The organism is Pseudomonas sp. COR18, from assembly GCF_048568395.1.
Lineage (GTDB): Bacteria > Pseudomonadota > Gammaproteobacteria > Pseudomonadales > Pseudomonadaceae > Aquipseudomonas > Aquipseudomonas fuscovaginae_B.
This window is the reverse complement of sequence record NZ_CP183808.1, coordinates 3,903,632-3,927,798: the sequence shown is the minus strand read 5'-3', so window position 1 is coordinate 3,927,798 and position 24,167 is coordinate 3,903,632. Positions and strand designations below refer to the sequence as shown.

The 24,167-nt window shown below is 61.6% G+C and carries 26 protein-coding genes; 17 read left to right on the top strand and 9 right to left on the bottom strand.

Features of this window, described 5'->3' with window-relative positions:
* The first annotated feature begins 4 nt into the window (after positions 1 to 4).
* The 7 genes from ACM62G_RS18100 (at position 5) to ACM62G_RS18070 (ending at position 4,892) form a co-directional block, all read left to right on the top strand.
* Entirely contained in the window at positions 5 to 583 is a 579-nt protein-coding gene (locus ACM62G_RS18100; RefSeq protein ID WP_419735287.1) for an electron transport complex protein RnfA, read from the top strand.
* Positions 580 to 1,785, top strand: a complete 1,206-nt coding sequence (rsxB, locus tag ACM62G_RS18095) for an electron transport complex subunit RsxB (RefSeq protein WP_419735286.1) — start codon at positions 580 to 582, stop codon at positions 1,783 to 1,785. Before ACM62G_RS18100 ends, rsxB begins: the two co-directional genes overlap by 4 nt.
* Positions 1,772 to 2,764, top strand: coding sequence for an RnfABCDGE type electron transport complex subunit D (locus ACM62G_RS18090; protein ID WP_419735285.1), 993 nt, complete (start codon positions 1,772 to 1,774; stop codon positions 2,762 to 2,764). The genes rsxB and ACM62G_RS18090 overlap by 14 nt, the downstream gene beginning before the upstream one ends.
* Positions 2,761 to 3,357 carry an RnfABCDGE type electron transport complex subunit G gene (locus ACM62G_RS18085; protein ID WP_419735284.1) on the top strand — a complete coding sequence of 199 codons (597 nt, stop codon included), beginning with the start codon at positions 2,761 to 2,763 and terminating at the stop codon, positions 3,355 to 3,357. Before ACM62G_RS18090 ends, ACM62G_RS18085 begins: the two co-directional genes overlap by 4 nt.
* A complete protein-coding gene (locus tag ACM62G_RS18080) occupies positions 3,354 to 3,959 on the top strand; it encodes an Rnf-Nqr domain containing protein (protein ID WP_419735283.1) in 606 nt (201 codons plus the stop codon). Before ACM62G_RS18085 ends, ACM62G_RS18080 begins: the two co-directional genes overlap by 4 nt.
* A 7-nt stretch (positions 3,960 to 3,966) precedes the next feature.
* A complete protein-coding gene (gene nth / locus ACM62G_RS18075; protein WP_054057488.1) occupies positions 3,967 to 4,605 on the top strand; it encodes an endonuclease III in 639 nt (212 codons plus the stop codon).
* Between the two features lie 107 nt (positions 4,606 to 4,712).
* Positions 4,713 to 4,892, top strand: a complete 180-nt coding sequence (locus ACM62G_RS18070) for a PA3496 family putative envelope integrity protein (RefSeq protein ID WP_054057487.1) — start codon at positions 4,713 to 4,715, stop codon at positions 4,890 to 4,892.
* A 122-nt stretch (positions 4,893 to 5,014) separates the two neighbouring features.
* Here the strand turns inward: ACM62G_RS18070 and ACM62G_RS18065 are convergent, their stop codons facing one another.
* Positions 5,015 to 5,641, bottom strand: a complete 627-nt coding sequence (locus ACM62G_RS18065) for a response regulator transcription factor (protein WP_010445030.1) — start codon at positions 5,639 to 5,641, stop codon at positions 5,015 to 5,017.
* 921 nt (positions 5,642 to 6,562) lie between these two features.
* On the opposite strand from ACM62G_RS18065, the gene ACM62G_RS18060 reads away from it, so the two are divergent.
* Positions 6,563 to 7,102, top strand: coding sequence for a hypothetical protein (locus ACM62G_RS18060; protein ID WP_419735282.1), 540 nt, complete (start codon positions 6,563 to 6,565; stop codon positions 7,100 to 7,102).
* Between the two features lie 165 nt (positions 7,103 to 7,267).
* On the opposite strand, the gene ACM62G_RS18055 is transcribed toward ACM62G_RS18060, so the two are convergent.
* Together ACM62G_RS18055 and ACM62G_RS18050 are read right to left on the bottom strand one after the other, a co-directional pair.
* The gene (locus tag ACM62G_RS18055) at positions 7,268 to 8,485 is read right to left on the bottom strand and encodes an argininosuccinate synthase (RefSeq protein ID WP_054061663.1); all 1,218 of its coding nucleotides are present in this window, start codon (positions 8,483 to 8,485) and stop codon (positions 7,268 to 7,270) included.
* Between the two features lie 130 nt (positions 8,486 to 8,615).
* Positions 8,616 to 9,581 carry a flagellar protein MotY gene (locus tag ACM62G_RS18050; RefSeq protein ID WP_419735281.1) on the bottom strand — a complete coding sequence of 322 codons (966 nt, stop codon included), beginning with the start codon at positions 9,579 to 9,581 and terminating at the stop codon, positions 8,616 to 8,618.
* A gap of 156 nt (positions 9,582 to 9,737) precedes the next feature.
* On the opposite strand from ACM62G_RS18050, the gene pyrC reads away from it, so the two are divergent.
* Both pyrC and rnt read left to right on the top strand, forming a co-directional pair.
* Positions 9,738 to 10,784, top strand: coding sequence for a dihydroorotase (gene pyrC / locus ACM62G_RS18045; RefSeq protein ID WP_054057483.1), 1,047 nt, complete (start codon positions 9,738 to 9,740; stop codon positions 10,782 to 10,784).
* Positions 10,781 to 11,458, top strand: coding sequence for a ribonuclease T (rnt, locus tag ACM62G_RS18040; RefSeq protein WP_054057482.1), 678 nt, complete (start codon positions 10,781 to 10,783; stop codon positions 11,456 to 11,458). Before pyrC ends, rnt begins: the two co-directional genes overlap by 4 nt.
* A gap of 72 nt (positions 11,459 to 11,530) precedes the next feature.
* Here rnt and ACM62G_RS18035 read toward each other — a convergent pair whose 3' ends face one another.
* Positions 11,531 to 12,133, bottom strand: coding sequence for a peroxiredoxin (locus tag ACM62G_RS18035; RefSeq protein ID WP_054057481.1), 603 nt, complete (start codon positions 12,131 to 12,133; stop codon positions 11,531 to 11,533).
* 291 nt (positions 12,134 to 12,424) lie between these two features.
* Here ACM62G_RS18035 and ACM62G_RS18030 point away from each other — a divergent pair, with 291 nt between their 5' ends.
* Positions 12,425 to 12,643, top strand: coding sequence for a bacterioferritin-associated ferredoxin (locus ACM62G_RS18030; RefSeq protein ID WP_054057480.1), 219 nt, complete (start codon positions 12,425 to 12,427; stop codon positions 12,641 to 12,643).
* A 201-nt stretch (positions 12,644 to 12,844) separates the two neighbouring features.
* Complete coding sequence (gene bfr, locus ACM62G_RS18025) at positions 12,845 to 13,318, top strand: bacterioferritin (RefSeq protein WP_273820173.1); 474 nt, start codon at positions 12,845 to 12,847, stop codon at positions 13,316 to 13,318.
* Positions 13,319 to 13,450: 132 nt separating this feature from the next.
* On the opposite strand, the gene grxD is transcribed toward bfr, so the two are convergent.
* The 3 genes from grxD to ACM62G_RS18010 all read right to left on the bottom strand — a co-directional run bounded on the left by grxD (position 13,451) and on the right by ACM62G_RS18010 (position 16,456).
* Positions 13,451 to 13,789: a Grx4 family monothiol glutaredoxin gene (gene grxD / locus ACM62G_RS18020; RefSeq protein WP_017902756.1), complete on the bottom strand. Its 339-nt coding sequence runs from the start codon at positions 13,787 to 13,789 to the stop codon at positions 13,451 to 13,453.
* Positions 13,790 to 13,924: 135 nt separating this feature from the next.
* The gene (locus tag ACM62G_RS18015) at positions 13,925 to 16,030 is read right to left on the bottom strand and encodes a molybdopterin oxidoreductase family protein (protein WP_273820171.1); all 2,106 of its coding nucleotides are present in this window, start codon (positions 16,028 to 16,030) and stop codon (positions 13,925 to 13,927) included.
* A gap of 135 nt (positions 16,031 to 16,165) precedes the next feature.
* Complete coding sequence (locus tag ACM62G_RS18010) at positions 16,166 to 16,456, bottom strand: hypothetical protein (RefSeq protein WP_054057477.1); 291 nt, start codon at positions 16,454 to 16,456, stop codon at positions 16,166 to 16,168.
* Positions 16,457 to 16,885: 429 nt separating this feature from the next.
* Between ACM62G_RS18010 and argF the strand changes: the two genes are divergently transcribed.
* Both argF and ACM62G_RS18000 read left to right on the top strand, forming a co-directional pair.
* A complete protein-coding gene (gene argF, locus ACM62G_RS18005; protein ID WP_054057476.1) occupies positions 16,886 to 17,806 on the top strand; it encodes an ornithine carbamoyltransferase in 921 nt (306 codons plus the stop codon).
* Positions 17,803 to 18,846 carry an ABC transporter ATP-binding protein gene (locus ACM62G_RS18000; RefSeq protein WP_273820167.1) on the top strand — a complete coding sequence of 348 codons (1,044 nt, stop codon included), beginning with the start codon at positions 17,803 to 17,805 and terminating at the stop codon, positions 18,844 to 18,846. The genes argF and ACM62G_RS18000 overlap by 4 nt, the downstream gene beginning before the upstream one ends.
* A gap of 90 nt (positions 18,847 to 18,936) precedes the next feature.
* On the opposite strand, the gene ACM62G_RS17995 is transcribed toward ACM62G_RS18000, so the two are convergent.
* Together ACM62G_RS17995 and ybaK are read right to left on the bottom strand one after the other, a co-directional pair.
* Positions 18,937 to 19,719 (bottom strand): PhzF family phenazine biosynthesis protein, encoded by a 783-nt coding sequence (locus tag ACM62G_RS17995; RefSeq protein ID WP_419735280.1) that lies wholly within the window; start codon positions 19,717 to 19,719, stop codon positions 18,937 to 18,939.
* Positions 19,720 to 19,815: 96 nt separating this feature from the next.
* Complete coding sequence (gene ybaK / locus ACM62G_RS17990) at positions 19,816 to 20,286, bottom strand: Cys-tRNA(Pro) deacylase (protein ID WP_419735279.1); 471 nt, start codon at positions 20,284 to 20,286, stop codon at positions 19,816 to 19,818.
* Positions 20,287 to 20,658: 372 nt separating this feature from the next.
* Here ybaK and ACM62G_RS17985 point away from each other — a divergent pair, with 372 nt between their 5' ends.
* The 3 genes from ACM62G_RS17985 to ACM62G_RS17975 all read left to right on the top strand — a co-directional run bounded on the left by ACM62G_RS17985 (position 20,659) and on the right by ACM62G_RS17975 (position 24,160).
* A complete protein-coding gene (locus tag ACM62G_RS17985; RefSeq protein WP_419735278.1) occupies positions 20,659 to 21,507 on the top strand; it encodes an MIP/aquaporin family protein in 849 nt (282 codons plus the stop codon).
* Positions 21,508 to 21,600: 93 nt separating this feature from the next.
* Positions 21,601 to 23,106 carry a glycerol kinase GlpK gene (gene glpK / locus ACM62G_RS17980; protein WP_054057472.1) on the top strand — a complete coding sequence of 502 codons (1,506 nt, stop codon included), beginning with the start codon at positions 21,601 to 21,603 and terminating at the stop codon, positions 23,104 to 23,106.
* A gap of 298 nt (positions 23,107 to 23,404) precedes the next feature.
* Complete coding sequence (locus tag ACM62G_RS17975; RefSeq protein WP_054057471.1) at positions 23,405 to 24,160, top strand: DeoR/GlpR family transcriptional regulator; 756 nt, start codon at positions 23,405 to 23,407, stop codon at positions 24,158 to 24,160.
* Positions 24,161 to 24,167: the final 7 nt, after the last annotated feature.

Sequence of the window (24,167 nt, the reverse complement as noted above, 5' to 3'; positions counted from 1 at the left end):
ATCAATGACCGACCTCCTTCTCACCCTCGTCAGCGCCGCCCTGATCAACAACGTCGTGTTGCACTGGCCGCTGGGCGTCGATCCGTTGCTGCAGGACACCCGGGGCGAGCGCCGCCGGCTGCATGCCCTGGGCATCGCCACCACCTGGGTGATGCTGGTCGCCACCCTGCTGAACCATGGCCTCTATCACCTGGTATTGCTGCCGCTGCAGTTGGGCGCCTTGCAAGTATTGGTGTTCCTGCCCATCAGCTTCGCCCTGATCGGCCCGAGCCTGAAGCTGCTGGCGCGCTGGCTGCCCGACCTGCCGTTCGAACGGCTGTGGCCGCTGCTGCTGACCAACGCCGGCATTCTCGGCGTGGCCCTGATCGCCACGCAGGACGACCACGGCCCAGGGCAGGCGGCGCTGTCGAGCCTGGGTGGCGGCCTGGGTTTCTGGCTGGTCCTGGTCTTGTTCCACGACCTGCGCCGGCGTACCTATCATGAAGAAGTGCCCCTGCCGTTTCGCGGGCTGCCGATCGAACTGATCAGCGCCGGCCTCATGGCCCTGGCCTTTCTCGGTTTCAACGGACTGTTCAAGTCATGAGTCTGATTCAACACATCGACGCGCTGCTGCCGCAGACCCAATGCGGCAAATGCGGCCATCAGGGCTGCAAACCCTACGCCGAAGGCATCGCCAACGGTGAAGCGATCAACAAATGCCCGCCGGGCGGCAGTGAAACCATCGCCGCCCTGGCCAGCCTGTTGCGCGTACCGGTCCTGGAACTGGATACGGAACGCGGCACCGCACCGGCCCAGGTCGCGTTCATCCGCGAAGCCGAGTGCATCGGCTGCACCAAGTGCATCCAGGCCTGCCCGGTGGACGCCATCGTCGGTGCCGCCAAGCTGATGCACACGGTCATCCTCGACGAATGCACCGGTTGCGATCTGTGCGTGGCGCCCTGTCCGGTGGACTGCATCGAAATGCGCCCGCTGCCGGCCAATGTCGTCCCCATTATCGGCGGGTTGGCCCATGACGCCGGGCAACAGCAGGCTCGCAGCGAAAAACGCGCCCGCGCCCGGCGCCGCTTCGACCGGCACAACGCCCGGCTGCAGGGCGAGGAACAACGACGCAATGCCGAGCGCCAGGCCAGGGCGGCGCGCCCGGCGCAAACCGACCACACGGCGAACGATCCGGTCAAGGCCGCCCTGGAACGGGTCAAGGCGCAAAAGGCCCTGGACTCCGATGCCGCGCTGAAAAAGGCCAGGATCGACGTGGCCATGAGCCGTGCGCAATTGAACAAATCCCTGAAGGCCTTCGGCCATCCACCGACTGCCGAGCAGGCCGCACAACTGGTGGTGCTGCAGCAACAGTTCGAAGCCGCGGAGCTGGCCCTTGCCCGCCTGGAAAGCGCCGCTGCCGCCAACCCGGCGCCCGCGATGCCCCAGGATGCCGAACTCAAGCGCGCCAAGATCCAGCTGGCCATGCGCCGCGCCGAGTTGAAGAAGGCCGAGGCGAATGCGGCGCCAGCCGAGCAGGTCGCCCTCCTCAGCGCCGCGCTCGCACAGGCCGAGCGCGACCTGCATGCCGCCGAGGATGCCTCCGGGAAGCCGGCCCCCGATCTGGTTCGTATCGAAAAAAGGCCGATCGATCAGCAGCTCAGGGCCCTTAAAACTGAACTGGCCTATGCCCGTGCCGAACTTGGCAAACTGCAGCGCCGCCCTGATACCTCGGCACAGGAGCTGAGCGACGCCCAACGCAGGCTCGAGGAGGCCCAGCGCCAGGTCAATGCCCATGTTGCGCCCTGACCAGCCGGACAGGCGCATCCGACAGGCCATGCAGTGGGTGCTGCTCGCCACGTTGCCCGGCGCGCTGGTGCTGTTCGGGCTGTATGGCTGGGGCGTGCCGATCAATCTGCTGCTGTGCGCGAGCACCGCACTGCTGACCGAAGCCGCTGTGCTGCGGCTGCGCGCACGTCCGCTGCGGCCCGCGTTGCAGGACGGCAGCGCGCTGGTCAGCGCCACCCTTCTCGGCCTGGCGCTGCCACCCTACGCGCCGTGGTGGCTGGCGGTGTTCGCCAGCGCTGGCGCCCTGCTGGCGGGCAAGCACCTGTACGGCGGCATCGGCAGGAATCCCTTCAACCCGGCGATGCTCGGTTATGCACTGGCGCTGGTGAGTTTCCCGCAGCCGATGACACACTGGCCGGCGCCCCATGGGCTGGACCTGCTCGGCGGCCTGCAGCAGGTATTCGGCCTGCATCTGCCCGGCCAGCCCGACGCCTGGGCCCAGGCGACCGCCCTCGACAGCCTGCGGCTCAATAAAAGCCTGACCATGGAAGAACTGTTCGCCAGCCATGCCGCTTTCGGCCGTTGGGGCGGCAAGGGCACCGAGTGGGTCAACCTGGCCTTTCTCGCCGGCGGCCTGTTGCTGTTGAAACAGAAGGTTTTCAGTTGGCATGCCCCGGTCGGGATGCTGGCGGGTCTGTTCCTCGCCAGCCTGATCGGCTGGAACGGCAGCGGTTCGGATTCCAACGGCTCGCCGCTGTTTCACCTGTTGAGCGGCGCGACCATGCTCGCAGCCTTCTTCATCGTCACCGAACCGGTCTCAGGCCCTTCTGGTGCCAGGGCCCGCCTGCTGTTTGGTGCCGGGGTCGGGCTGCTCACCTACCTTATCCGCACCTGGGGTGCATACCCCGATGGCGTGGCCTTCGCCGTGCTGTTGATGAACCTGGCGGTGCCGGCGCTGGAGCGCTGGTCGGTCCCTCGTGACGAGCGCAGCACGCCATGAACAGAACCGGCTCGCTGGTGATGGTGATCGCCCTGGCAGCGCTGCTTGCGGGCCTGGTCTGGGAGCTGCAGCGACAGGTGACACCGCGCATCCAGGCGCAGCAACTGGCAGTCCAGACGCGAGCGCTGTCCCAGGTGCTCCCGCCCGGTGAATACGAGCGCCAGTCGCTGGCATTGGACGCCAGTGAGCTGGCCCATAGCAGCCTGACTCAAGGCTATCGGATGCGGCTGCACGGAAAGCCGGTGGCCATCGTGTTCCAGAGCAGAACCCGGGGTTACGGTGGGCCGCTCGAATTGCTGGTCGGTATCGACACGAACGGCAGACTGCTGGGCGTGAAAACCCTGTCGCAGCGGGAAACGCCCGGGCTGGGTGCCAGGATCGCCGAGGACGGCGGCGCCTGGCTGGGCACCTTTCTCGGCAAGTCACGCACGGATACTCCCGACACGGCGTGGAAGCTGAAAAGGGACGGTGGCCAGTTCGACCAGATGGCCGGTGCCACGATCACCTCGCGGGCGGCGGTCGATGCGACCCATGACGCCCTGCGCTACTTCGACGAGCACCGCGGGCAACTGCTGGGAGAGCCGGACCAATGAATAGAAGCACGCTGCTGCCCGGCTCATTGATGCTTGCCCCCCTGCTCGGAGCCAGCGACTCGCTGATCAAGGCCGCGTCCCTGTGGCTGGCAAGCCTGCTGGTGGCCGTACTCTATGGCGCATCGAGCCGCGCCCTGAAACCCTGGCTCAATCCAGGCCTGGCGTGGCCGGCGCAGACCCTGCTCGCCGCTGCCAGCGCCAGCCTGGTCTCGCTGGGACTGCAGGTCTGGTCCTGGGAATTGCAGCAGGCCCTTGGCTTCTACCTGGCCCTGCTTGGCGTGCAATGCCTGGCGCTGGAACATCTGGGCTTTTTCCGCGCAGGCGGGTTGAGAGAGAATATTCATCTGTTCGCCGGCTTCGGCGCCCTGTCGATCTGCCTGGGGCTGCTGCGCGAACTGCTGGCGGACGGCACGCTGTTCGCCCACCTGCAATGGTGGATCGGCTCGGCGCCCCCAGAGCCTGTCAGGGTATTCGCCGCAGCGAGCGGCTTGCGCCTGGCCGGGCTGATGCCAGGGGCGTTTCTCCTGCTCGGTCTGCTGCTGGCCCTGAAACAAGCCTGGACCCTGCGTTCAACCTCACACCGAGTGCTTCCAAGGAAATGACTGCCCCATGAATGCCGCCAAACGCCTGGAAATTTTCCGTCGGCTCCACGAAGACAATCCGGAACCCAAGACCGAACTGGCGTACTCGTCACCGTTCGAGTTGCTGATTGCCGTGATTCTTTCCGCCCAGGCCACCGACGTCGGCGTGAACAAGGCGACGGCTCGGCTGTACCCGGTCGCCAATACCCCCGAAGCGATCTACGCGCTGGGGGTCGAAGGGCTGTCCGAGTACATCAAGACCATCGGCCTGTATAACAGCAAGGCAAAAAACGTCATCGAAACCTGCCGACGGCTGATCGAGCTGCATGGCAGCGAGGTGCCGCAAACCCGTGAAGCCCTGGAGGCATTACCCGGGGTTGGCCGCAAGACCGCCAACGTGGTGCTCAATACCGCCTTCCGGCAGCCGACCATGGCGGTCGACACGCATATTTTCCGGGTCAGCAACCGCACGGGGCTGGCACCCGGGAAGAACGTGCTGGAAGTGGAAAAACAATTGATGAAATTCGTGCCTAAACAGTACCTGCTCGACTCCCATCATTGGCTGATCCTGCTCGGCCGCTACGTTTGCCAGGCCCGAAAGCCGCGCTGTGGCAGTTGCCGAATCGAGGATCTGTGCGAATACAAGCACAAGACATCCGACGATTGAGCCTCCATTACTATTATTGATAAGTCGATTGAAAAAATCTTTTTTACCCGATCGTTAATTATCGATATAAGGAGCGCCAACGGCAGTCTTAGCCCGGAGTTGACTTTATGAGTACCGATAAAGAAGCGCTGGATATAGAGGACGACCTGATGCAGGTCGATCCGGACGAAACGGAGCCTCAAGTAGAGGTGGCGAAGACCAATCTGAGCAAGCGTCGTACCATCGACAACCTGCTGGAAGAACGCCGCCTGCAAAAGCAGCTGGCTGATTACGATTTCGACCTGTAGTAACGTGCCCCTCTCATCAAAAGCCTCCTGTTCGGAGGCTTTTGGCTATGACGACAGGCATGTCGTCCCGCCCTCATCACTCTGACCTTGCCAACGCCTCCCCCACACTGCCGGAACGGCGATCAAACCAGACCATTACGCTGGGCGAGTTCGATCAGGTCGACCAGGGAACGGGCATTCAGCTTCAACAGCAGACGTGTCTTGTAGGTACTCACGGTCTTGTTGCTCAGGAACATGCCATCAGCGATTTCCTTGTTGCTCTTCCCCCTGGCCAGTTGTTGCAGCACCATCATCTCGCGGCCGGACAACCGGTTGACCATATCCGCCTCACTGGCATTGCCCATGCTGGAACGCACGGTATGCAATGCCTGGTTGGGGAAATAACTGTAGCCGGAAAGAACGGCCTTGATGGCGCTGAGCATCTCGGTCAGGTCCTGCTGCTTGCACACGTAACCGGCAGCTCCCGCCTGCATGCAACGCATGGAGAAATGACCGGGAGCCTGCGAAGTCAGCACCAGCACCTTGAAAGAGAGCCCCATGGAAGTTAGACGGGCAATCACTTCAAGCCCATCCAGCTTGGGAATTCCTATATCGAGTATAACTATGTCCGGCGTATGCTCTCGCGCCAGTTGCAAGGCGTCCACGCCGTTATCCGTCTCCGCGATGACTTCGTATCCATGCCGTTCCATCAGCATACGTACGGCAAGACGAATGACGGGATGATCATCCACGATCAGCACTTTATTCATGGGCAAGTCCAAATTTCGCTGTTCGAATTTTCAGAATCAGCACAATAGCCTAGTCACAACCTCCTGGGCATAGCACCTACCCCAGGCAGTATCAGCCAAAGACCTTCCCTACAAACAACAAGGAATTGCCCTACAAAAAAAGCACCACAAGAAAAGTACCGTTTTCAGGAACGAGGTGATGACGCCCCCATTCGGAGATTCTGCGCTACAAGCCCCTGGCTCGCTGCATGGATATCGCCTCATGAAGCGGAAAAAGAAACCAATAAACAAAATGAACAAACATACGACTCACGACACCTTGCTTATTACACATCAACCTTAGAGATACCAGGCATTGAATGTCTATTGGTTTTCTGCAACAAGAAATAACCCACTCACCTGCGGCAACCCCCCACGCGCCCTCTCACAAGACCGTTTCCAGTGCCAACCGGCCTTGCCTCGGGCACCACAGTCGACCGTCACACCTGAATCGATGTCGCGCCAGGGCCTGGGCCACGCAATAAACATGTTTATCATTTGATGACACAAGCTCGGCCAAAAAGCGTTTATCTGTCAATCAGGAACCCGGCTGGACGAGCCTCGGCGAGGCCCGACAGAAAAGACTGTGCTCCGGTACCAGATAAATCTTTGCAAAAGGATAATTAAAAACATTCAAAAAAAATCATAACAAAACAGCACCAAGACAATTTACGTCCACACCAACCTCAACTTAAAGAAACGGACTACATCACCAAAAGAACGCTTACCAAAACATTAAAACTTGCCAACCGAAAAAGTTACCGGCAACTGAGCAACATGCTTTTCCCTTGCAGGCAAAAATTTCTCCCGCTAGCTTTTTTGAAAACAGGAACCGCCTCGACCCGGTCCCCTCGCAGGAAAATCCATTACAGCCTATCCACTTCCACGAGCAGGCTATATATTATGAAAAACGCAAAAATAAACAAAGAGAACACTCCCTGTAAACCTCACGAACTGGAACTGGCCATCAGCGAGTTCATCAAAAGCGGTGGAACGATAGATACCAGCGCAAAAAAAGAGTCACCCACCAACAATCGAACAGCAGCAGGCTGTTCGGAAAAAACCACTGAAACAGAGGAGGACTACACAAAGAAAGTTGAACTTCTGAAAGACCTGATAACGAAGGGCGCAGGCATTTATGCCTTGCAATATTCGTTGAAGATGAACAAGGAAGAAATAAAAAGAATGGCCCGGGATCAGGGGCTGAAAATCGCCCAGCGACGCCCGTTGGCGGCTGCCAGGAGGTACCGCCATCCCCAGCCGGACGTTGGCGACCTGCAGGATGATGACGTGATCGCCGGCCATGCCATGCACTACGCGGCATTGGGATACACCGCCCAGGAGATTGCCCAGACGCTGGAGTTGAGTGTGCGCCAGGTGTGGGAACTGGCGAAGAACTACCGCTTCGGGCTCCACCATCAACGGGAGGAGCACCCGGATTGACCCCTGGCACCGCCTGTTCGCGCCAGATCAGCCTTATCTCTCCCGCCGCATACCTCAACCAGCAGGCCGAACGAGAAGATGCCCCCGAGGCGCACTCCGCCTACTGTTCACGACGCAAAAAAAACCCGGCCTGCATGGCCGGGTTCTTTTCAGGCAGGCACTGGATCAGAACAGCTTGCGGCCCTTGTTCGCGGCAATGCGCATGCGCAACGCGTTGAGCTTGATGAAGCCGGCAGCATCGGCCTGGTTGTAGGCGCCGCCATCTTCCTCGAAGGTTGCGATGTTGGCATCGAACAACGACTCGTCGGACTTGCGGCCGGTCACGATCACGTTGCCCTTGTACAGCTTCAGGCGAACCACGCCGTTCACGTGAACCTGCGAAGCGTCGATCATCTGTTGCAGCATCAGACGCTCAGGGCTCCACCAGTAGCCGGTGTAGATCAGGCTGGCGTACTTGGCCATCAGCTCATCCTTGAGGTGAGCGACTTCGCGGTCCAGGGTGATCGACTCGATCGCCCGGTGCGCGCGCAGCATGATGGTACCGCCAGGGGTTTCGTAGCAGCCGCGGGACTTCATGCCCACGTAGCGGTTCTCGACGATGTCGAGACGACCGATACCGTGTGCGCCACCGATACGGTTCAGGGTCGCCAGCACGGTGGCCGGGGTCATTTCGACGCCATCCAGCGCAACGATGTCGCCGTTGCGGTAGGTCAGTTCCAGATACTGCGGCTTGTCGGGAGCGTTCTCCGGGGAGACGGTCCAACGCCACATGTCTTCTTCGTGCTCGGTCCAGGTGTCTTCCAGCACGCCGCCTTCATAGGAGATGTGCAGCAGGTTGGCATCCATCGAGTACGGCGATTTCTTCTTGCCATGACGTTCGATCGGGATGGCGTGCTTTTCAGCGTAATCCATCAGTTTCTCACGGGACAGCAGGTCCCATTCGCGCCACGGAGCGATCACTTTCACACCCGGCTTGAGCGCGTAGGCGCCCAGCTCGAAACGCACCTGGTCGTTACCCTTGCCGGTGGCTCCGTGGGAAATGGCGTCGGCGCCGGTTTCGTTGGCGATTTCGATCAGGCGCTTGGCGATCAGCGGACGCGCGATGGAAGTACCCAGCAGGTACTCGCCTTCGTAGACGGTGTTGGCACGGAACATCGGGAAGACGAAATCGCGTACGAACTCTTCGCGCAGGTCGTCGATATAGATCTCTTTGACGCCCATGGCCTGCGCCTTGGCACGAGCCGGCTCGACCTCTTCGCCCTGACCCAGGTCAGCGGTGAAGGTCACCACTTCACAGTTATAAGTATCTTGCAGCCACTTGAGGATCACCGAAGTGTCCAGGCCGCCGGAATACGCGAGAACGACCTTTTTTACGTCGGCCATGCCATCACTCCACGGGGGGTTGTACGGAAAGGCCCGATTCTACCGACCCGGTTCGTGGTTTTACAGAGGCGCGACAGCCAAGGATGTCAATGCGACAGATACTGTCGGGAGCGCGACGAGAACAGCCGTTTCAGGAAGTTTTCGCCGCACTGCCAGCCGCTGCGGTCGGTGCCGGCTTTTCGGCTGGCTTCTCGGGCGTCGGCGCAGCGGGCGCTGCCGCGGCGGGAGCGGGTGCGGCGGGAGCCTCCGGGGCACGTTCAAGGTGGATGTTGACCCGACGGTTCTTCGCCCGGTTGGCGGGATTGGTGTTGGGCACCAGCGGGTAACGCTCGCCATGGAAACGCATGACGATCTGCGACTCCGGAATACCGGCCGCCTTGAAGAAATCCATCACCGCCAGCGCACGTCGACGTGACAGGTCGCGGTTGGTCAGGCGGTTGCCGCTGTTGTCCGAATGGCCGTCGAGCTCGATGTGATTGACGGTCGGATCGGCCTTCATGAAGTCCAGCATCACCTGCAATTGGGCCTTGGCCTGGGCGTTGAGCTCGATGCCGCCATCCGGAAAACCGACCTCGGCCTGCTTGATCTGCTCGAAATTCTTCGGCAGCAGCTTGGCGGTACAGCTCTGGAAGTCGCTGTAGGCCTGGTTGAACTTCACCGGCAACAGGCGCACCTCGGAAACCCCGCCCTCACGGGAATAGTGACGGACCAACGGGCTACGGCCTTCGAGCAGCCCATGGAACAGGCCGCCGGCCTGGCCCTGGGAACTGTTGAACAGCACATCGCCATTGCCGATTTTCACCGAGCCCAGGTTGATGTCGCCGCGCCCGGGCTGCCAGGGCGCCGCCGCGGCCAGCAGGGTCGCCGAACCGCCGCCGAACAGGTGGTTATTGGACTTGAGCCGGAAAATCGCCTGCTCGCCCGCGCGTCGCACGAACTCGCCGGCACCGAAGTCGGTGATCGGCTGAGTCAGCCGACACTCGAATTTGTCCCCTTCCACCTTCCATTCGATGCTTTCCAGACGGGTCTGGAAAGTCAACGCCATGGCCGGCAGGCTGGCAAACATACTGAGCAGGGCTAAATAACGCTGGCGCACGGGAGGCTCCAATGGTTCTACGGCTGTGAGACTGACGTACCGGTTCTACGCCATACCTTCGGGATATCGGTTGCATCCGGCAAAACTTGATAGCGAGTGCCTGAGAGAGTCTTTTCCGGTAGCATTCCCCTGAGTTCGACCCGCCTGGAATCCCCAATGTCCGACCGCCTGACCCTGCTGCGTCCCGACGACTGGCATATCCATCTTCGCGATGGTGCTGCGTTACCCCACACTGTTGCGGATGTTGCGCGCACCTTTGGTCGCGCCATCATCATGCCAAACCTGGTGCCACCGGTGCGCGATGCCGACGAAGCCGACGCCTATCGCCAGCGCATTCTCGCGGCGCGGCCAGCCGGCAGCCGTTTCGAGCCGCTGATGGTGCTCTACCTCACCGACCGCACCCAACCCGAGCAGATCCGCGCCGCCAAGGCCAGTGGTTTCGTCTACGCGGCCAAGCTGTACCCGGCTGGCGCGACCACCAACTCGGACTCCGGCGTGACCAGCGTGGACAAGATCTTCCCCGTCCTGGAGGCCATGGCCGAAGTCGGCATGCCGCTGCTGGTGCACGGTGAAGTGACCCGTAGCGAGGTCGACGTGTTCGACCGCGAGAAACAATTCATCGACGAGCACATGAGTCGTGTGGTCGAGCGCTTCCCGACGTTGAAGGTGGTGTTCGAGCACATCACCACGGCCGACGCGGTCCAGTTCGTCAACGCGGCGTCGGGCAACGTCGGCGCGACCATCACCGCCCACCACCTGCTGTACAACCGCAACCACATGCTGGTGGGTGGCATTCGGCCGCATTACTACTGCCTGCCGATCCTCAAGCGCAATACGCACCAGTCGGCCCTGCTCGACGCCGCCACCAGCGGCAGCGAGAAGTTCTTCCTCGGCACCGACTCGGCGCCCCACGCCCAGCACGCCAAGGAAGCCGCCTGCGGCTGCGCCGGTTGCTACACCGCCTATGCGGCCATCGAGCTGTATGCCGAGGCGTTCGAGCAGCGTAATGCCCTGGACAAGCTCGAAGGGTTTGCCAGCCTGCACGGCCCGCGCTTCTACGGCCTGGCGCCGAACAGCGAGCGCATCACCCTGGTTCGCGAAGAGTGGACCGCCCCCGCCAGCCTGCCGTTTGGCGAGCTGTCCGTGATCCCGCTGCGCGCCGGTGAAAAACTGCGCTGGCGCCTGCTGGAGGAAACCCTGTGAGTGATGATCATTTCGACGACGAACTGGAGGGCAACGGTGCTTCAGGTGGCCCCCGCCACCCGATGGCCGCACGCTTTCGCGGCTACCTGCCAGTGGTCGTCGACGTAGAGACCGGTGGCTTCAACGCCGCCACCGACGCCCTGCTGGAAATCGCCGCGACCACCATCGGCATGGACGAAGATGGCTTCGTGTTCCCCGAGCACACCTACTTCTTCCGGGTCGAGCCGTTCGAAGGTGCCAACATCGAGGCGGCGGCCCTGGAGTTCACCGGGATCAAGCTCGATCACCCGCTGCGCATGGCGGTCAGCGAGGAAACCGCGCTGACCGACATCTTCCGCGGCGTACGCAAGGCACTCAAGGCCAACGGTTGCAAGCGGGCGATCCTGGTCGGCCACAACAGCAGCTTCGACCTCGGCTTCCTCAACGCCGCGGTGGCGCGCCTGGACATGAAGCGCAACCCGTTTCACCCGTTCTCCAGCTTCGACACCGCCAGCCTGGCCGGCCTCGCCTACGGCCAGACCGTACTGGCCAAGGCCTGCCAGGCCGCCGGTATCGATTTCGATGGTCGCGAGGCCCACTCGGCCCGCTACGACACCGAGAAGACCGCCGAGCTGTTCTGCGGCATCGTCAACCGCTGGAAGGAAATGGGCGGCTGGGAAGACTTCAACGACTGATCCCGCCCGAACGAAACGCGCCCATGAAAAAACCGGCCCTGAGGCCGGTTTTTTTGTCCGTGAAGCGGCGGCTTACAGCTTGCCGGCGTTCTCGGTCAGGTAGGCGGCAACGCCTTCTGGCGAGGCGTTCATGCCCTTGTCGCCTTTTTTCCAGTTGGCTGGGCAGACTTCGCCGTGCTCTTCGTGGAACTGCAGGGCGTCGACCAGACGGATCAGCTCTTCCATGTTACGGCCCAGTGGCAGGTCGTTGACGATCTGCGAGCGGACGATGCCCTTGTCGTCGATCAGGAAGGCGCCACGGAAAGCCACGCCGCCTTCGGACTCGACGTCGTAGGCCTGGGCGATTTCGTGCTTCAGGTCGGCAGCCATGGTGTACTTGACCTTGCCGATGCCGCCGTCGTTGATGGCGGTGTTGCGCCAGGCGTTGTGGGTGAAGTGCGAGTCGATGGACACGGCAACCACTTCGACGTTACGCGCCTGGAAGTCCGCCATGCGGTGGTCCAGGGCGATCAGCTCGGATGGGCAGACGAAGGTGAAGTCCAGCGGGTAGAAGAACACCAGGCCGTATTTGCCCTTGATGGCCGAGGACAGGGTGAAGCTGTCGACGATTTCGCCATTGCCCAGTACGGCCGGCACGGTGAAGTCGGGGGCTGGTTTGCCTACGAGTACGCTCATTGGATATCTCCTGGTGATAGTCACGTTCAGAACGAGGTCGGTGCAAGGATGCCCCCTTTAAGCGACAAGCCTATGACGCGACGACCTCGTGTCCTTGGAACCCACCATCATACACCGCGTTTTTTGACGCTCCTAAACGGTTTTTGCAAAGCCGTCCCCCTATGGCCCGCACGCCATTCGTCAGACGGTATTCGAATCGCCGAAATGCCCGCCCAAACCACTTTGACAATCATTCTCGTTAACATTAAGATCAACGGCAATCGAGTTCCAACCAGCGACGGTTCCCACCCTATGTACGTTTGCCTCTGCAATGGCGTTACCGACGGACAAATCCGCGATGCGATCTTCGAAGGCTGCTGCAGCTACCGTGAAGTACGCCAGGCGACCGGCGTTGCCAGCCAATGCGGCAAGTGTGCCTGCCTGGCCAAGCAGGTGGTCCGTGAAACGCTGACCGAACTGCAAAGCAGCCAGGCCGCCCTGCCCTATGCCGTAGAATTTTCTGCCGCATAAAAACAGCGAATTTTAAGGAACCGGACTTGGTGTCCGGTTTTTTTATGTCCGCAATTCAATTGCTTAGCGGCATAACGCAGAATAAAAACATTCTTATTCCGATTAATTTTCATATATTATTCAATAACTTAGGTTTGACACTCGAAGTTGCCGGGATCAAACTCCGCCCTATAGACAGCGATTACAGGGCAGGACCCCATCATGCAAGGCGATAAAGTAGTCATCCAGCAGCTCAACAAGATCCTTGCCAATGAGCTGATCGCGATCAACCAGTACTTCCTGCACGCGCGGATGTATGAGGACTGGGGCCTGAACAAGCTGGGCAAGCACGAGTACCACGAGTCCATCGACGAGATGAAACACGCGGACAAGCTGATCAAGCGCATCCTGTTCCTGGAAGGCATCCCCAACGTACAGGATCTGGGCAAGCTGCTCATCGGCGAGAACACCCGTGAAATGCTTGAGTGCGACCTGAAGCTCGAACGAAAGGGCCACGTGGACTTGAAAGAGGCGATTGCCTGCTGCGAGAAACACAATGACTTCGGCAGCCGCGAACTGCTGGAAGATATCCTCGAATCCGAAGAAGAGCATATCGACTGGCTGGAAACCCAGCTGGGCCTGATCGACAAGATCGGGATTGAAAACTACCTGCAATCGCAGATGGGCGACGAGTAAAAACGTCCCCCCAATAAAAAGCCCCGCCCTCTTGTCGAGAGGCGGGGCTTTTTATTGAGCGTCAGAAACGGTGTCGCCAGGGCTTGCTCGCCAAGGGGTTGGCCTCGGCAAGCCCGACGTCGCCACCGCCGATCAGGCCTCGGTCTTGGCCGCGGCTTTCTGGGCAGCGTCCTTGATCAGGGTCTGCAGTTCGCCGTTGGCGAACATCTCGGCCATGATGTCGCTGCCGCCGACCAGCTCACCGGCTACCCACAGTTGCGGGAAGGTCGGCCAGTTGGCGTACTTGGGCAGGTTGGCGCGGATTTCCGGGTTCTGCAGGATGTCCACGTAGGCGAACTTCTCGCCACAACCCATGACCGCCTGCGCGGCTTTCGCGGAGAAGCCACACTGAGGGGCATTCGGCGAGCCTTTCATGTAAAGCAGAATGGTGTTGTTGGCAATCTGCTCTTTAATCGTTTCGATGATATCCATGGAACACCTCGGCAAAAACTTTCCGACTCGGTTGTCGGCACGGTGAGGCATTGTATCGGAAAGCCGAGCGCGCTGCTCGGTCTCCCCGATGATAATCGCATGAACCTGGCCCCCTGCGGCCCGACAGCACGGCCCTCAAGCCGCGACCACCCGTACCGGTACGCCATTCAACGCCGCATTGCCCGATACCCGGTCCACCTGCCGCTCATCGGTCAGGTCATTGGCACTGGAGCCCGGCTGGCCGCTGGCGATCGCCATCTGCACGCCCGGGCGCGCATGCCCCCAGCCATGGGGCAGGCTCACCACCCCCGGCATCATCTCGACGCTGGCTACCACCTCGACCTCGATCGTCCCGACCCGTGAACTGACCCGCACCCGCTGCCCGTCTTCGAGCCTGCGGCTGGCCAGGTCATCCGGGTGCATCAGCAACTGGTGCCGCGGCTTGCCCTTCACCAGGCGATGGTAGTTGTGCATCCAGGAGTTGTTGCTGCGCACATGGCGGCGCCCGATCATCAACAACTCCCCCGCCTGCGGCAGTTGTTGCGCGGCAAAACGCTCCAGGTCGGCGAGAATTTCCGGTGGCGCGGCCCGAACACGCTGTTCGGGTGTCTTCAAGCGCTTGCCGAGGTTGGGCCTGAGCGCGCCAAGATCGAGCCCGTGGGGGTGCTCGGCGAGCCGCTGTACCGACAGTTTGTACTCGGAGCCGTCGCCATAGCGCCCCAGGCGCAGGCCCATATCGATCATCTGCGCCGGTGGCAGCGTCGGCTTCAGTTCCTTGCCGGTACGGGCGGCAAACGCCCTGGCCAGGCCAACGAAGATCTCCCAGTCATGCAGGGCCCCTTCGGGCTTGGCCAGGATCGCCCGATTGAAGCGCGTGACGTTACGTACGGCGAACAGGTTGAACGTGGTGTCGTAGTGATCGTTCTCCAACGCCGAGGTCGACGGCAGGATCAGATCGGCGTACCGGGTGGTCTCGTTGATGTACAGGTCGATGCTGACCATGAACTCCAGACCGGCGAGCGCCTGTTCCAACTGTCGGCCATTGGGCGTCGACAGCACCGGGTTGCCGGCCACCGTCACCAGTGCCCGCACCTGCCCTTCGCCGGGCGTGAGCATTTCCTCGGCCAGCGCCGATACCGGCAACTCACCGCCATACTCCGGCAAGCCGGAAACCCGGCTCTGCCAACGATTGAAATGCCCGCCGCCGGTGGAGGCCACCAGATCCAGCGCCGGCTCGGTGCACAAGGCACCACCCACCCGGTCAAGATTGCCGGTCACCAGGTTGAGCAGTTGCACCAGCCAATGACAGAGAGTGCCGAAGGCCTGGGTGGAAACGCCCATCCGCCCATAGCAGACCGCCTTGTCCGCCGCGGCGAAATCCCGCGCCAACTGCCGGATCTGCTCGGCGGGGATGGCGCACAGCGGGCTCATCGCCTGCGCCGTGAACGGCGCCACTGCGGCCCGCACCTCATCCAGGCCGTCCACCGGCAGATGGCTGCCACGGGTCAGACCTTCCTCGAACAACGTGTTGAGCAGACCGAAAAGCAAGGCCGCATCGCCTCCCGGACGCACGAACAGGTGCTGGTCGGCGATGGCTGCGGTTTCACTGCGCCGCGGATCGACCACCACCAGCCTGCCGCCACGCGCCTGGATCGCCTTCAGGCGCTTCTCCACATCGGGCACGGTCATGATGCTGCCGTTGGAGGCCAATGGATTGCCACCGAGAATCAACATGAAGTCGGTGTGATCGATGTCGGGAATCGGCAGCAGCAGTCCGTGGCCGTACATCAGGTAACTGCTCAGGTGCTGCGGCAACTGGTCGACCGAAGTCGCGGAGAAGCGGTTGCGGGTCTTGAGCAGCCCGAGGAAGTAGTTGCTGTGGGTCATCAGCCCGTAGTTATGCACACTCGGGTTGCCCTGGTAGGTCGCCACGGCATTCGGCCCATGCTGTTGCTGGATCGCGGCCAGGCGCTCGGCCACCAGATCGAAGGCCTGCTCCCAGCCGATCGGCTGCCATTGCTCACCCTCCCGCAGCATCGGCTGGCGAAGGCGATCAGGGTCGTTCTGGATATCCTGCAACGCCACCGCCTTGGGGCAGATATGGCCACGACTGAACGTGTCCAGAGCATCCCCCTTGATCGAGGTGATTTGAACCTGATCGGCAGTGGTGGTGGTTTCGATGGTCAGGCCGCAAATGGCTTCGCACAGATGGCAGGCACGGTGGTGAAGAGTCTTGGTCATGGCCAGTCTCTGTCTTGTTCTGGGCAGCCCGACAGGCTGCGGAAACAGAACTATGGCCCGTGGCGGACAGGCCTGCCAGCGACGTTCGTCTTGTGAATCGGGGAGTATCAGGCGAGCCGATGGCGCCTGCGGGGATCAGGACAGGGGCAACCTGGGGGTGGACTGCATCTGGATTTCCTGGACGGTCTGGACCTGCTCGTGGGCCACCTGCACGCCGGTCAGTTCGCCGATCAACCGCCAATGTTCGTCGAGGCCGGAGCTGATGGTGGCCATGCGATCGATCATTCGTCGTCCGGACGCACGCGTGACTTCGTCGTCACTGCGCAACAATTCGAAAGACATTGCGGTCACAGAGGCGGTCATATGCGTCAGCGCCTGTGCAGTCAGCCTTAGCAATTCCATGAGCTGTTGCTCTTTCGATTCCATTCCAAAGCCTCTGTGTGTCTGCAATGACACATTTATAACCTAGCCACATAGTTTAGGAAATGTTTCCGCTTTTGCCTGGCCACGCGAGCATGACCGCAAAAGATTCGACCACCGGTTCAGAAAACGACCCGCAGCCGCCTGCCGCCGCCGCGTCAATTGCCAAAGGCGGTGGCAGCCGTGTACAAATGGCACATTGCGATTATCGGTACAGGCTTGGAAAACTGTAGCAAAAAGCGCGGAAATAACCCTCGCGCCCTCGCTTCATCATTCCAAAACGAAGCCTCCTATTGGTATCACGCGACATTTTCTTATACGATCGCGTCTCCCCCTATTTCGTCGCCCCGTGCGGCTTACGCCGCAGGTCTCACCCGTTTTCCCGAAAAACCCGGTTTTGAGCATCTGCGGTCTGTTGCAAAAAGGTAGTCAATGATGAGCGCTAGGAACTTTCTCTCCCTGATGGATTGCACGCCCGCTGAACTGGCCGGGCTGATTCGTCGAGGCATCGAGCTGAAGGACCTGCGTGATCGAAGTGTCCTGTTCGAGCCGCTCAAGGGCCGTATTCTCGGGATGATCTTCGAGAAATCCTCGACACGTACCCGGGTCTCGTTCGAAGCCGGCATGATCCAGCTGGGCGGCCAGGCGATCTTCCTGTCGCCGCGCGACACCCAACTGGGCCGTGGCGAGCCCATCGGCGACAGCGCCATCGTGCTGTCGAGCATGCTCGACGTGGTCATGCTGCGCACGTTCAAGCACAGCACCCTGACCGAGTTCGCCGCCAACTCCCGCGTACCGGTGATCAACGGCCTGTCCGACGAACTGCACCCGTGCCAGTTGCTCGCCGACATGCAGACCTTCCTCGAACATCGCGGCTCGATCCAGGGCAAGACCGTGACCTGGATCGGCGACGGCAACAACATGTGCAACAGCTACATCGAAGCGGCGATCCAGTTCGACTTCCAACTGCGTATCAGTTGCCCCGAAGGCTACGACCCGAGCCCGGCGTTGCTGGCCCAGGCCGGCGAGCGGGTACGCCTGGTCCGCGACCCACGGGAAGCGGTGCGCGGTGCACATCTGGTCAGTACCGACGTCTGGACCTCCATGGGCCAGGAAGAGGAAACCGCCAAGCGCCTGGAGCTGTTCGCGCCCCTGCAGGTCACCCGGGAACTGCTCGACCTGGCAGCCCCGGACGTCGTGTTCATGCATTGCCTGCCCGCCCACCGCGGCGAGGAAATCAGCGTCGACCTGCTCGACGACAAGCGTTCGGTCGCCTGGGACCAGGCCGAGAACCGCCTGCATGCGCAAAAGGCCCTGCTCGAGTTCCTGGTCAAGCCGGCGTACCGCCCTGCATGAGCCATTCGCTACTGCTGAATCTGCACGACCTGGCTTGCGGTTACCAGGACCAGCGAGTCGTGCAGAACCTCAACCTGCATCTCAATGCCGGCGACATCGGTTGCCTGCTGGGCCCTTCGGGTTGCGGCAAGACCACCACGCTGCGCGCCATTGCCGGTTTCGAGCCGGTCCACCAGGGCGAGATCCAGCTGGCCGGCGAGGTCATCTCCAGGGCCGGTTTCACCCTGGCCCCGGAGAAACGCCGAATCGGCATGGTATTCCAGGACTACGCTCTGTTTCCGCACCTGAGCGTCGCGCAGAACATCGCCTTCGGCATTCGCAGGCACCCGGACCTGGAGCGGATCACCGCCGAGTTGCTGGAGCTGGTGAACCTCAAGGGCCTGGGCCAGCGTTATCCCCATGAGCTTTCCGGTGGCCAGCAGCAACGCGTGGCCCTGGCCCGGGCGCTGGCACCGGAGCCGCAGTTGCTGCTGCTCGACGAACCCTTCTCCAACCTCGATGGCGAATTGCGCCGCAAGCTCAGTCACGAAGTCCGCGACATTCTCAAGCTGCGCGGCACCAGTGCGATCCTGGTCACCCATGATCAGGAAGAGGCCTTCGCCGTCAGCGATCATGTCGGGGTCTTCAAGGAAGGTCGGCTGGAGCAGTGGGATACGCCCTACAACCTCTATCACGAGCCGGCGTCGCCATTCGTCGCCAGCTTTATCGGCCAGGGCTACTTCATCCGCGGGCAGTTGCAGACGCACGAATCGGTGCAGACCGAACTGGGTGTGCTGCGTGGCAACCGCGCCTATGCCTGGCCGGCGGGCACGGCGGTGGATGTACTGCTGCGCCCGGACGACATCGTCCCGGCGCCGAAAAGTCCGCTGAAGGCGCGGGTCACCAGCAGGACGTTCCTCGGTGCCGCGACCCTCTATCGCCTGCAATTGCCCAGCGGCAGCCAACTGGAGTCGATCTTCCCCAGCCATGCCGATCACCAGCCGGGCGAGGAAGTCGGGATCCGCGTGGCCGCCGAGCACCTGGTGCTGTTTCAGGCCTAGGTCGCGTCATCGTTCTTCGCGGGCAAGCCCGCTCCCACAGGGACTTGCGCGTTTTTCGCGAGCAAGCGGCCACAACGCCGCTCTGCCGACTCAGACCAGTGTCAGCCGCCCACTGGCCACCAGGGTGGCCTGGCCGCCGATCTTCACCCGATCGCCTTCCAGCCGGCAGAACAGCTCCCCGCCCCGCGGCGAACACTGATAGGCCGTCAGCGCAGTCTTGTCCAGGCGCTGCGCCCAGTAGGGAATCAGCGCGCAATGGGTCGAGCCGGTAACGGGATCCTCGTTGATACCGATGGCCGGGGCGAAATAGCGCGAGACGAAATCATGCCGCTCGCCCGGCGCGGTGACGATCACGCCCGGCCAGGGCAGCCTGGCCACCGCCGCCCAGTCGGGCGTGCAGTCGCGCACGGCCTGTTCGGAGGGCAGCACCACGAACAACTCATTGGCCCCCAGCACATCGACCACCGGCGTACCGAGTGCCCGTTCGACCTCGACGGTGACACCGACTCCACCTGGCACCCTCACCGGGAAATCCAGCCACAACCGATCAGCCTCACGGCTGACACTCAGTGCACCGGCCTTGCAGACGAACTCGAGGGTCTCCTGCCGTTCGCCGTAGACCTCGAACAATACGAATGCGCTGGCCAGGGTGGCATGGCCGCAGAGCGGCACTTCGGTGGTCGGGGTGAACCAGCGGATACGCCAGGCAGCGCCCTCGCGGACCAGAAAGGCGGTTTCCGCCAGATTGTGCTCGGCGGCGATTTTCTGCATCAACTCATCGGCCAGCCAGGTGTCGAGCCGATAGACCATCGCCGGATTGCCGCTGAAGGGCCGTTCGCTGAAAGCATCGACCTGGTGAAATTCAAGCTGCATGACGTCCTCTCTCTCCTTGTCCAAGAGCGTCAGTGTGCTCGTTCCCCCCATCGTCGCCCAGTGACAGAACCGCTGAATTTACGCCATACAGACCGCTCAGGCGCGGCCGATGTCCGCGAACGTCGCCTGGGTATGCTCGGCCAGCAGCGCCGGAGCCAGCTCGACCTCCAGACCACGGCGTCCGGCACTGACGAAGATGGTCGCGAAACCCTGGGCGCTCTGGTCGATAAACGTGCGCAAGCGCTTCTTCTGCCCCAACGGGCTGATGCCGCCCAGTAGATAGCCCGTCGCCCGCTGGGCGGCAGCCGGGTCGGCCATCTCGACTTTCTTCACCCCGGCGGCGTGGGCCAGAGCCTTCAGATCCAGACTTCCGACGACCGGTACCACCGCCACCAGCAATTCGGCTTTTTCGCTGCTCGCCAGCAACGTCTTGAACACCTGGGCCGGCGCGAGCGCGAGCTTTTCCGCGGCCTCCAGGCCATAGGAGGCGGCTTTCGGATCATGTTCGTAACTGTGCACACGATGTTCGGCACGAACTTTTTTCAGCAGATCCAAGGCAGGCGTCATGATCAATCCTGGCAGACGGGTAGGTAAGCGCGGATTTTAGGTCATCCCTGCGCAAAAGGCTCTATTGGCGGCACGAAACCGTCTAATTCAAGGGTCAGAAATCTCGGGAGGCACCTGCAAGCTCGCCATATTCCTACAGGCCAAACAACCTCATTCACTCAATCAATAGTCACAATGTGGATAACCGTTCACTTTCGACCTTTGACAGCAGTGTTTCTTGTCTATATTTTTTCGAATCTGAAGATCATAGTCCTAATCCAGCAATACCCAGCGGTAAGTCGACTTCAGGGATGGGGATCCCCGACAGTCGATGTGAAGACCACGCCAACCACCAGGTCTGGCGTCACACAACAACAAAAATCGAGGTATCCAATGACTACCGCTCTGAAACAACCATCGCTATCGGGACAATGCATTGCCGAATTCCTCGGGACTGCCCTGCTGATTTTCTTCGGCACCGGCTGCGTCGCCGCGCTCAAGGTCGCGGGCGCCAGTTTTGGCCTGTGGGAAATCAGCATCATCTGGGGGGTCGGCGTGAGCATGGCGATCTACCTGACCGCCGGCGTTTCCGGCGCGCATCTCAACCCGGCCGTCAGCATTGCGCTGTGCCTGTTCGCCGACTTCGAAAAACGCAAACTGCCGTTCTACATCATCGCCCAGATCGCCGGCGCCTTCTGCGCGGCTGCGTTGGTTTACACGCTTTACAGCAACCTGTTCTTCGATTTCGAACAGGCTCACCACATGGTTCGCGGTTCGCAAGCCAGCCTGGAGCTGGCCTCGGTGTTCTCCACCTACCCGAATGCCGCCCTGACCACGGCCCAGGCCTTCCTGGTCGAAGTGGTGATCACCGCCATCCTGATGGGCGTGATCATGTCCCTGACCGACGACAACAACGGCCTGCCCAACGGCCCGCTGGCGCCCCTGCTGATCGGCCTGCTGATCGCGGTGATCGGTAGCGCCATGGGCCCACTGACCGGCTTCGCGATGAACCCGGCACGGGATTTCGGGCCCAAGCTGATGACCTTCGTTGCCGGCTGGGGTGAAATAGCCTTCACTGGCGGGCGCGACATTCCGTACTTCCTGGTTCCGATCTTCGCGCCGATTCTCGGTGCCAGCCTCGGGGCCGCCCTGTATCGCGGGATGATCGCCCGCCACCTGCCCAGCACCACCGCCGTAGAGGAAGAGCCTGCGACCGTAGCCAAGAAGGTTCGCGCTTCCTGATCCACCGCGTCACGCCAGACCCGGCGGGTATCGTCCTCCCTTGATGGGACCCGCCTGAACATTTTTCCCTATACCAGTCCAAGGCAATCGAAAATGACCGACATTCAGAATAAGAACTACATCATTGCCCTCGATCAGGGTACGACCAGCTCCCGGGCGATCATCTTCGACCGCGACGCCAACGTGGTCTGCACCGCCCAACGCGAATTCCAGCAACACTACCCGCAAGCCGGCTGGGTCGAGCACGACCCGATGGAAATCTTCGCCACCCAGAGCGCAGTGATGGTCGAGGCCCTGGCACAAGCCGGCCTGCACCATGACCAGGTCGCCGCCATCGGTATCACCAACCAGCGCGAAACCACCGTGGTCTGGGACAAGACCACCGGCCGGCCGATCTACAACGCCATCGTCTGGCAATGCCGCCGCAGCACCGAGATCTGCCAGCAGCTCAAGCGCGACGGGCATGAAGACTACATCCGCGAAACCACCGGCCTGGTCACCGACCCCTACTTCTCCGGCACCAAGCTCAAGTGGATCCTCGACAACGTCGAAGGCAGCCGCGAGCGTGCGCGCAATGGCGAGCTGCTGTTCGGCACCGTCGACAGCTGGCTGATCTGGAAATTCACCGGCGGCAAGACCCACGTCACCGACTACACCAACGCCTCGCGCACCCTGCTCTTCAATATCCACACCCTGGAGTGGGATTCGAAGATGCTGGAAATCCTCGACATTCCGCGGGAAATGCTGCCGCAAGTGAAGTCGTCCTCGGAAATCTACGGTCGCACCAAGAGCGGCATCGCCATCGGCGGTATCGCCGGCGACCAGCAGGCCGCGCTGTTCGGCCAGATGTGCGTGGAGCCGGGCCAGGCCAAGAACACCTACGGCACCGGTTGCTTCCTGCTGATGAACACCGGCACCAAGGCGGTGAAATCCAACCACGGCATGCTCACCACCATCGCCTGCGGCCCCCGCGGCGAAGTGGCCTATGCCCTGGAAGGCGCGGTGTTCAACGGCGGTTCCACCGTGCAGTGGCTGCGTGACGAGCTGAAGATCGTCAACGACGCCTACGACACCGAATACTTCGCCAACAAGGTCAAGGACAGCAACGGCGTCTACCTGGTCCCGGCCTTCACCGGCCTGGGAGCACCGTACTGGGACCCCTATGCCCGTGGCGCGCTGTTCGGCCTGACCCGTGGCGTGAAGGTCGACCACATCATCCGTGCGGCCCTGGAGTCGATCGCCTATCAGACCCGCGACGTGCTCGACGCCATGCAGCAGGATGCCGGCGAACGCCTCAAGGCCCTGCGCGTGGACGGCGGCGCGGTTGCCAACAACTTCCTGATGCAGTTCCAGGCCGACATCCTCGGCACCCAGGTCGAACGCCCGCAAATGCGTGAAACCACTGCCCTCGGTGCCGCCTACCTGGCCGGCCTGGCCTGCGGCTTCTGGGGCAGCCTGGAAGAGTTGCGCGGCAAGGCGGTCATCGAGCGCGAGTTCGAACCGCAACTGGCCGAAGCCGAGAAGGAAAAACTCTACGGTGGCTGGAAAAAGGCCGTGAGCCGTACCCGCGACTGGGAACCGCACGAAGAGAGCCACTGAGTCGGATGAGCCGGGTTTAAGGGCCCATTCGCGGGCAAGCCCCGCTCCTGCAGGACTCGTGTCGTGTACGACACCGTTTTCTATAGGAGCGTGGCTTGCCCGCGAATACGGCTCCAGACTTGACCACAATCACGCAATCCCCCCCGCAACAACCCAGTCGTATCCGACTGCCCACGCCGAGCGACCGGCACTCGCCCGGTTTGCGACCTGAGAATCGTTTCAGCGGCCCTGCAAGTGGCAGACCGGTTCTTCCTGCGGCATCATGGTGGAATTTGTATGGCAGCCCAAAGGACGCCCCATGAATCTGCCTCCCCGCCAGCAGCAAATCCTCGAACTGGTCCGCGAACGCGGCTATGTCAGCATCGAGGAAATGGCCCAGCTGTTCGTCGTGACCCCGCAAACCATCCGCCGCGATATCAATCAGTTGGCGGACTCCAACCTGTTGCGCCGCTACCACGGCGGAGCCGCCTATGACTCCAGCGTGGAAAACACCGCCTACGCCATGCGCGCCGACCAGATGCGCGACGAAAAGCAGCGGATCGCCGAGTCCATCGCCCGGCAGATTCCCGATCATGCCTCGCTGTTCATCAATATCGGTACCACCACCGAGTCGATTGCCCGCGCCCTGCTCAATCACAATCACCTGAAGATCATCACCAACAACCTGCACGTGGCGTCGATCCTCAGCGCCAAGGACGACTTCGAAGTGCAACTGGCCGGCGGCAACGTCCGTCGCGACGGTGGCGTGGTGGGTCAGGCCAGTGTCGACTTCATCAACCAGTTCAAGGTCGACTTCGCCCTTGTGGGCATCAGCGGTATCGACGAGGACGGCAGCCTGCTGGATTTCGACTATCAGGAAGTGCGGGTGTCCCAGGCGATCATCGCCAACGCCCGCCAGGTCATCCTGGCCGCCGACTCCAGCAAGTTCGGCCGCAATGCCATGGTGCGCCTGGGCCCGATCACCCTGATCGACTGCCTGGTCACCGACCAGGCCCCGGTTCCGGCCCTGGCGCAACTGCTCAACCAGCACAAGATCCGCCTCGACGTGGTCTGATCGGCTG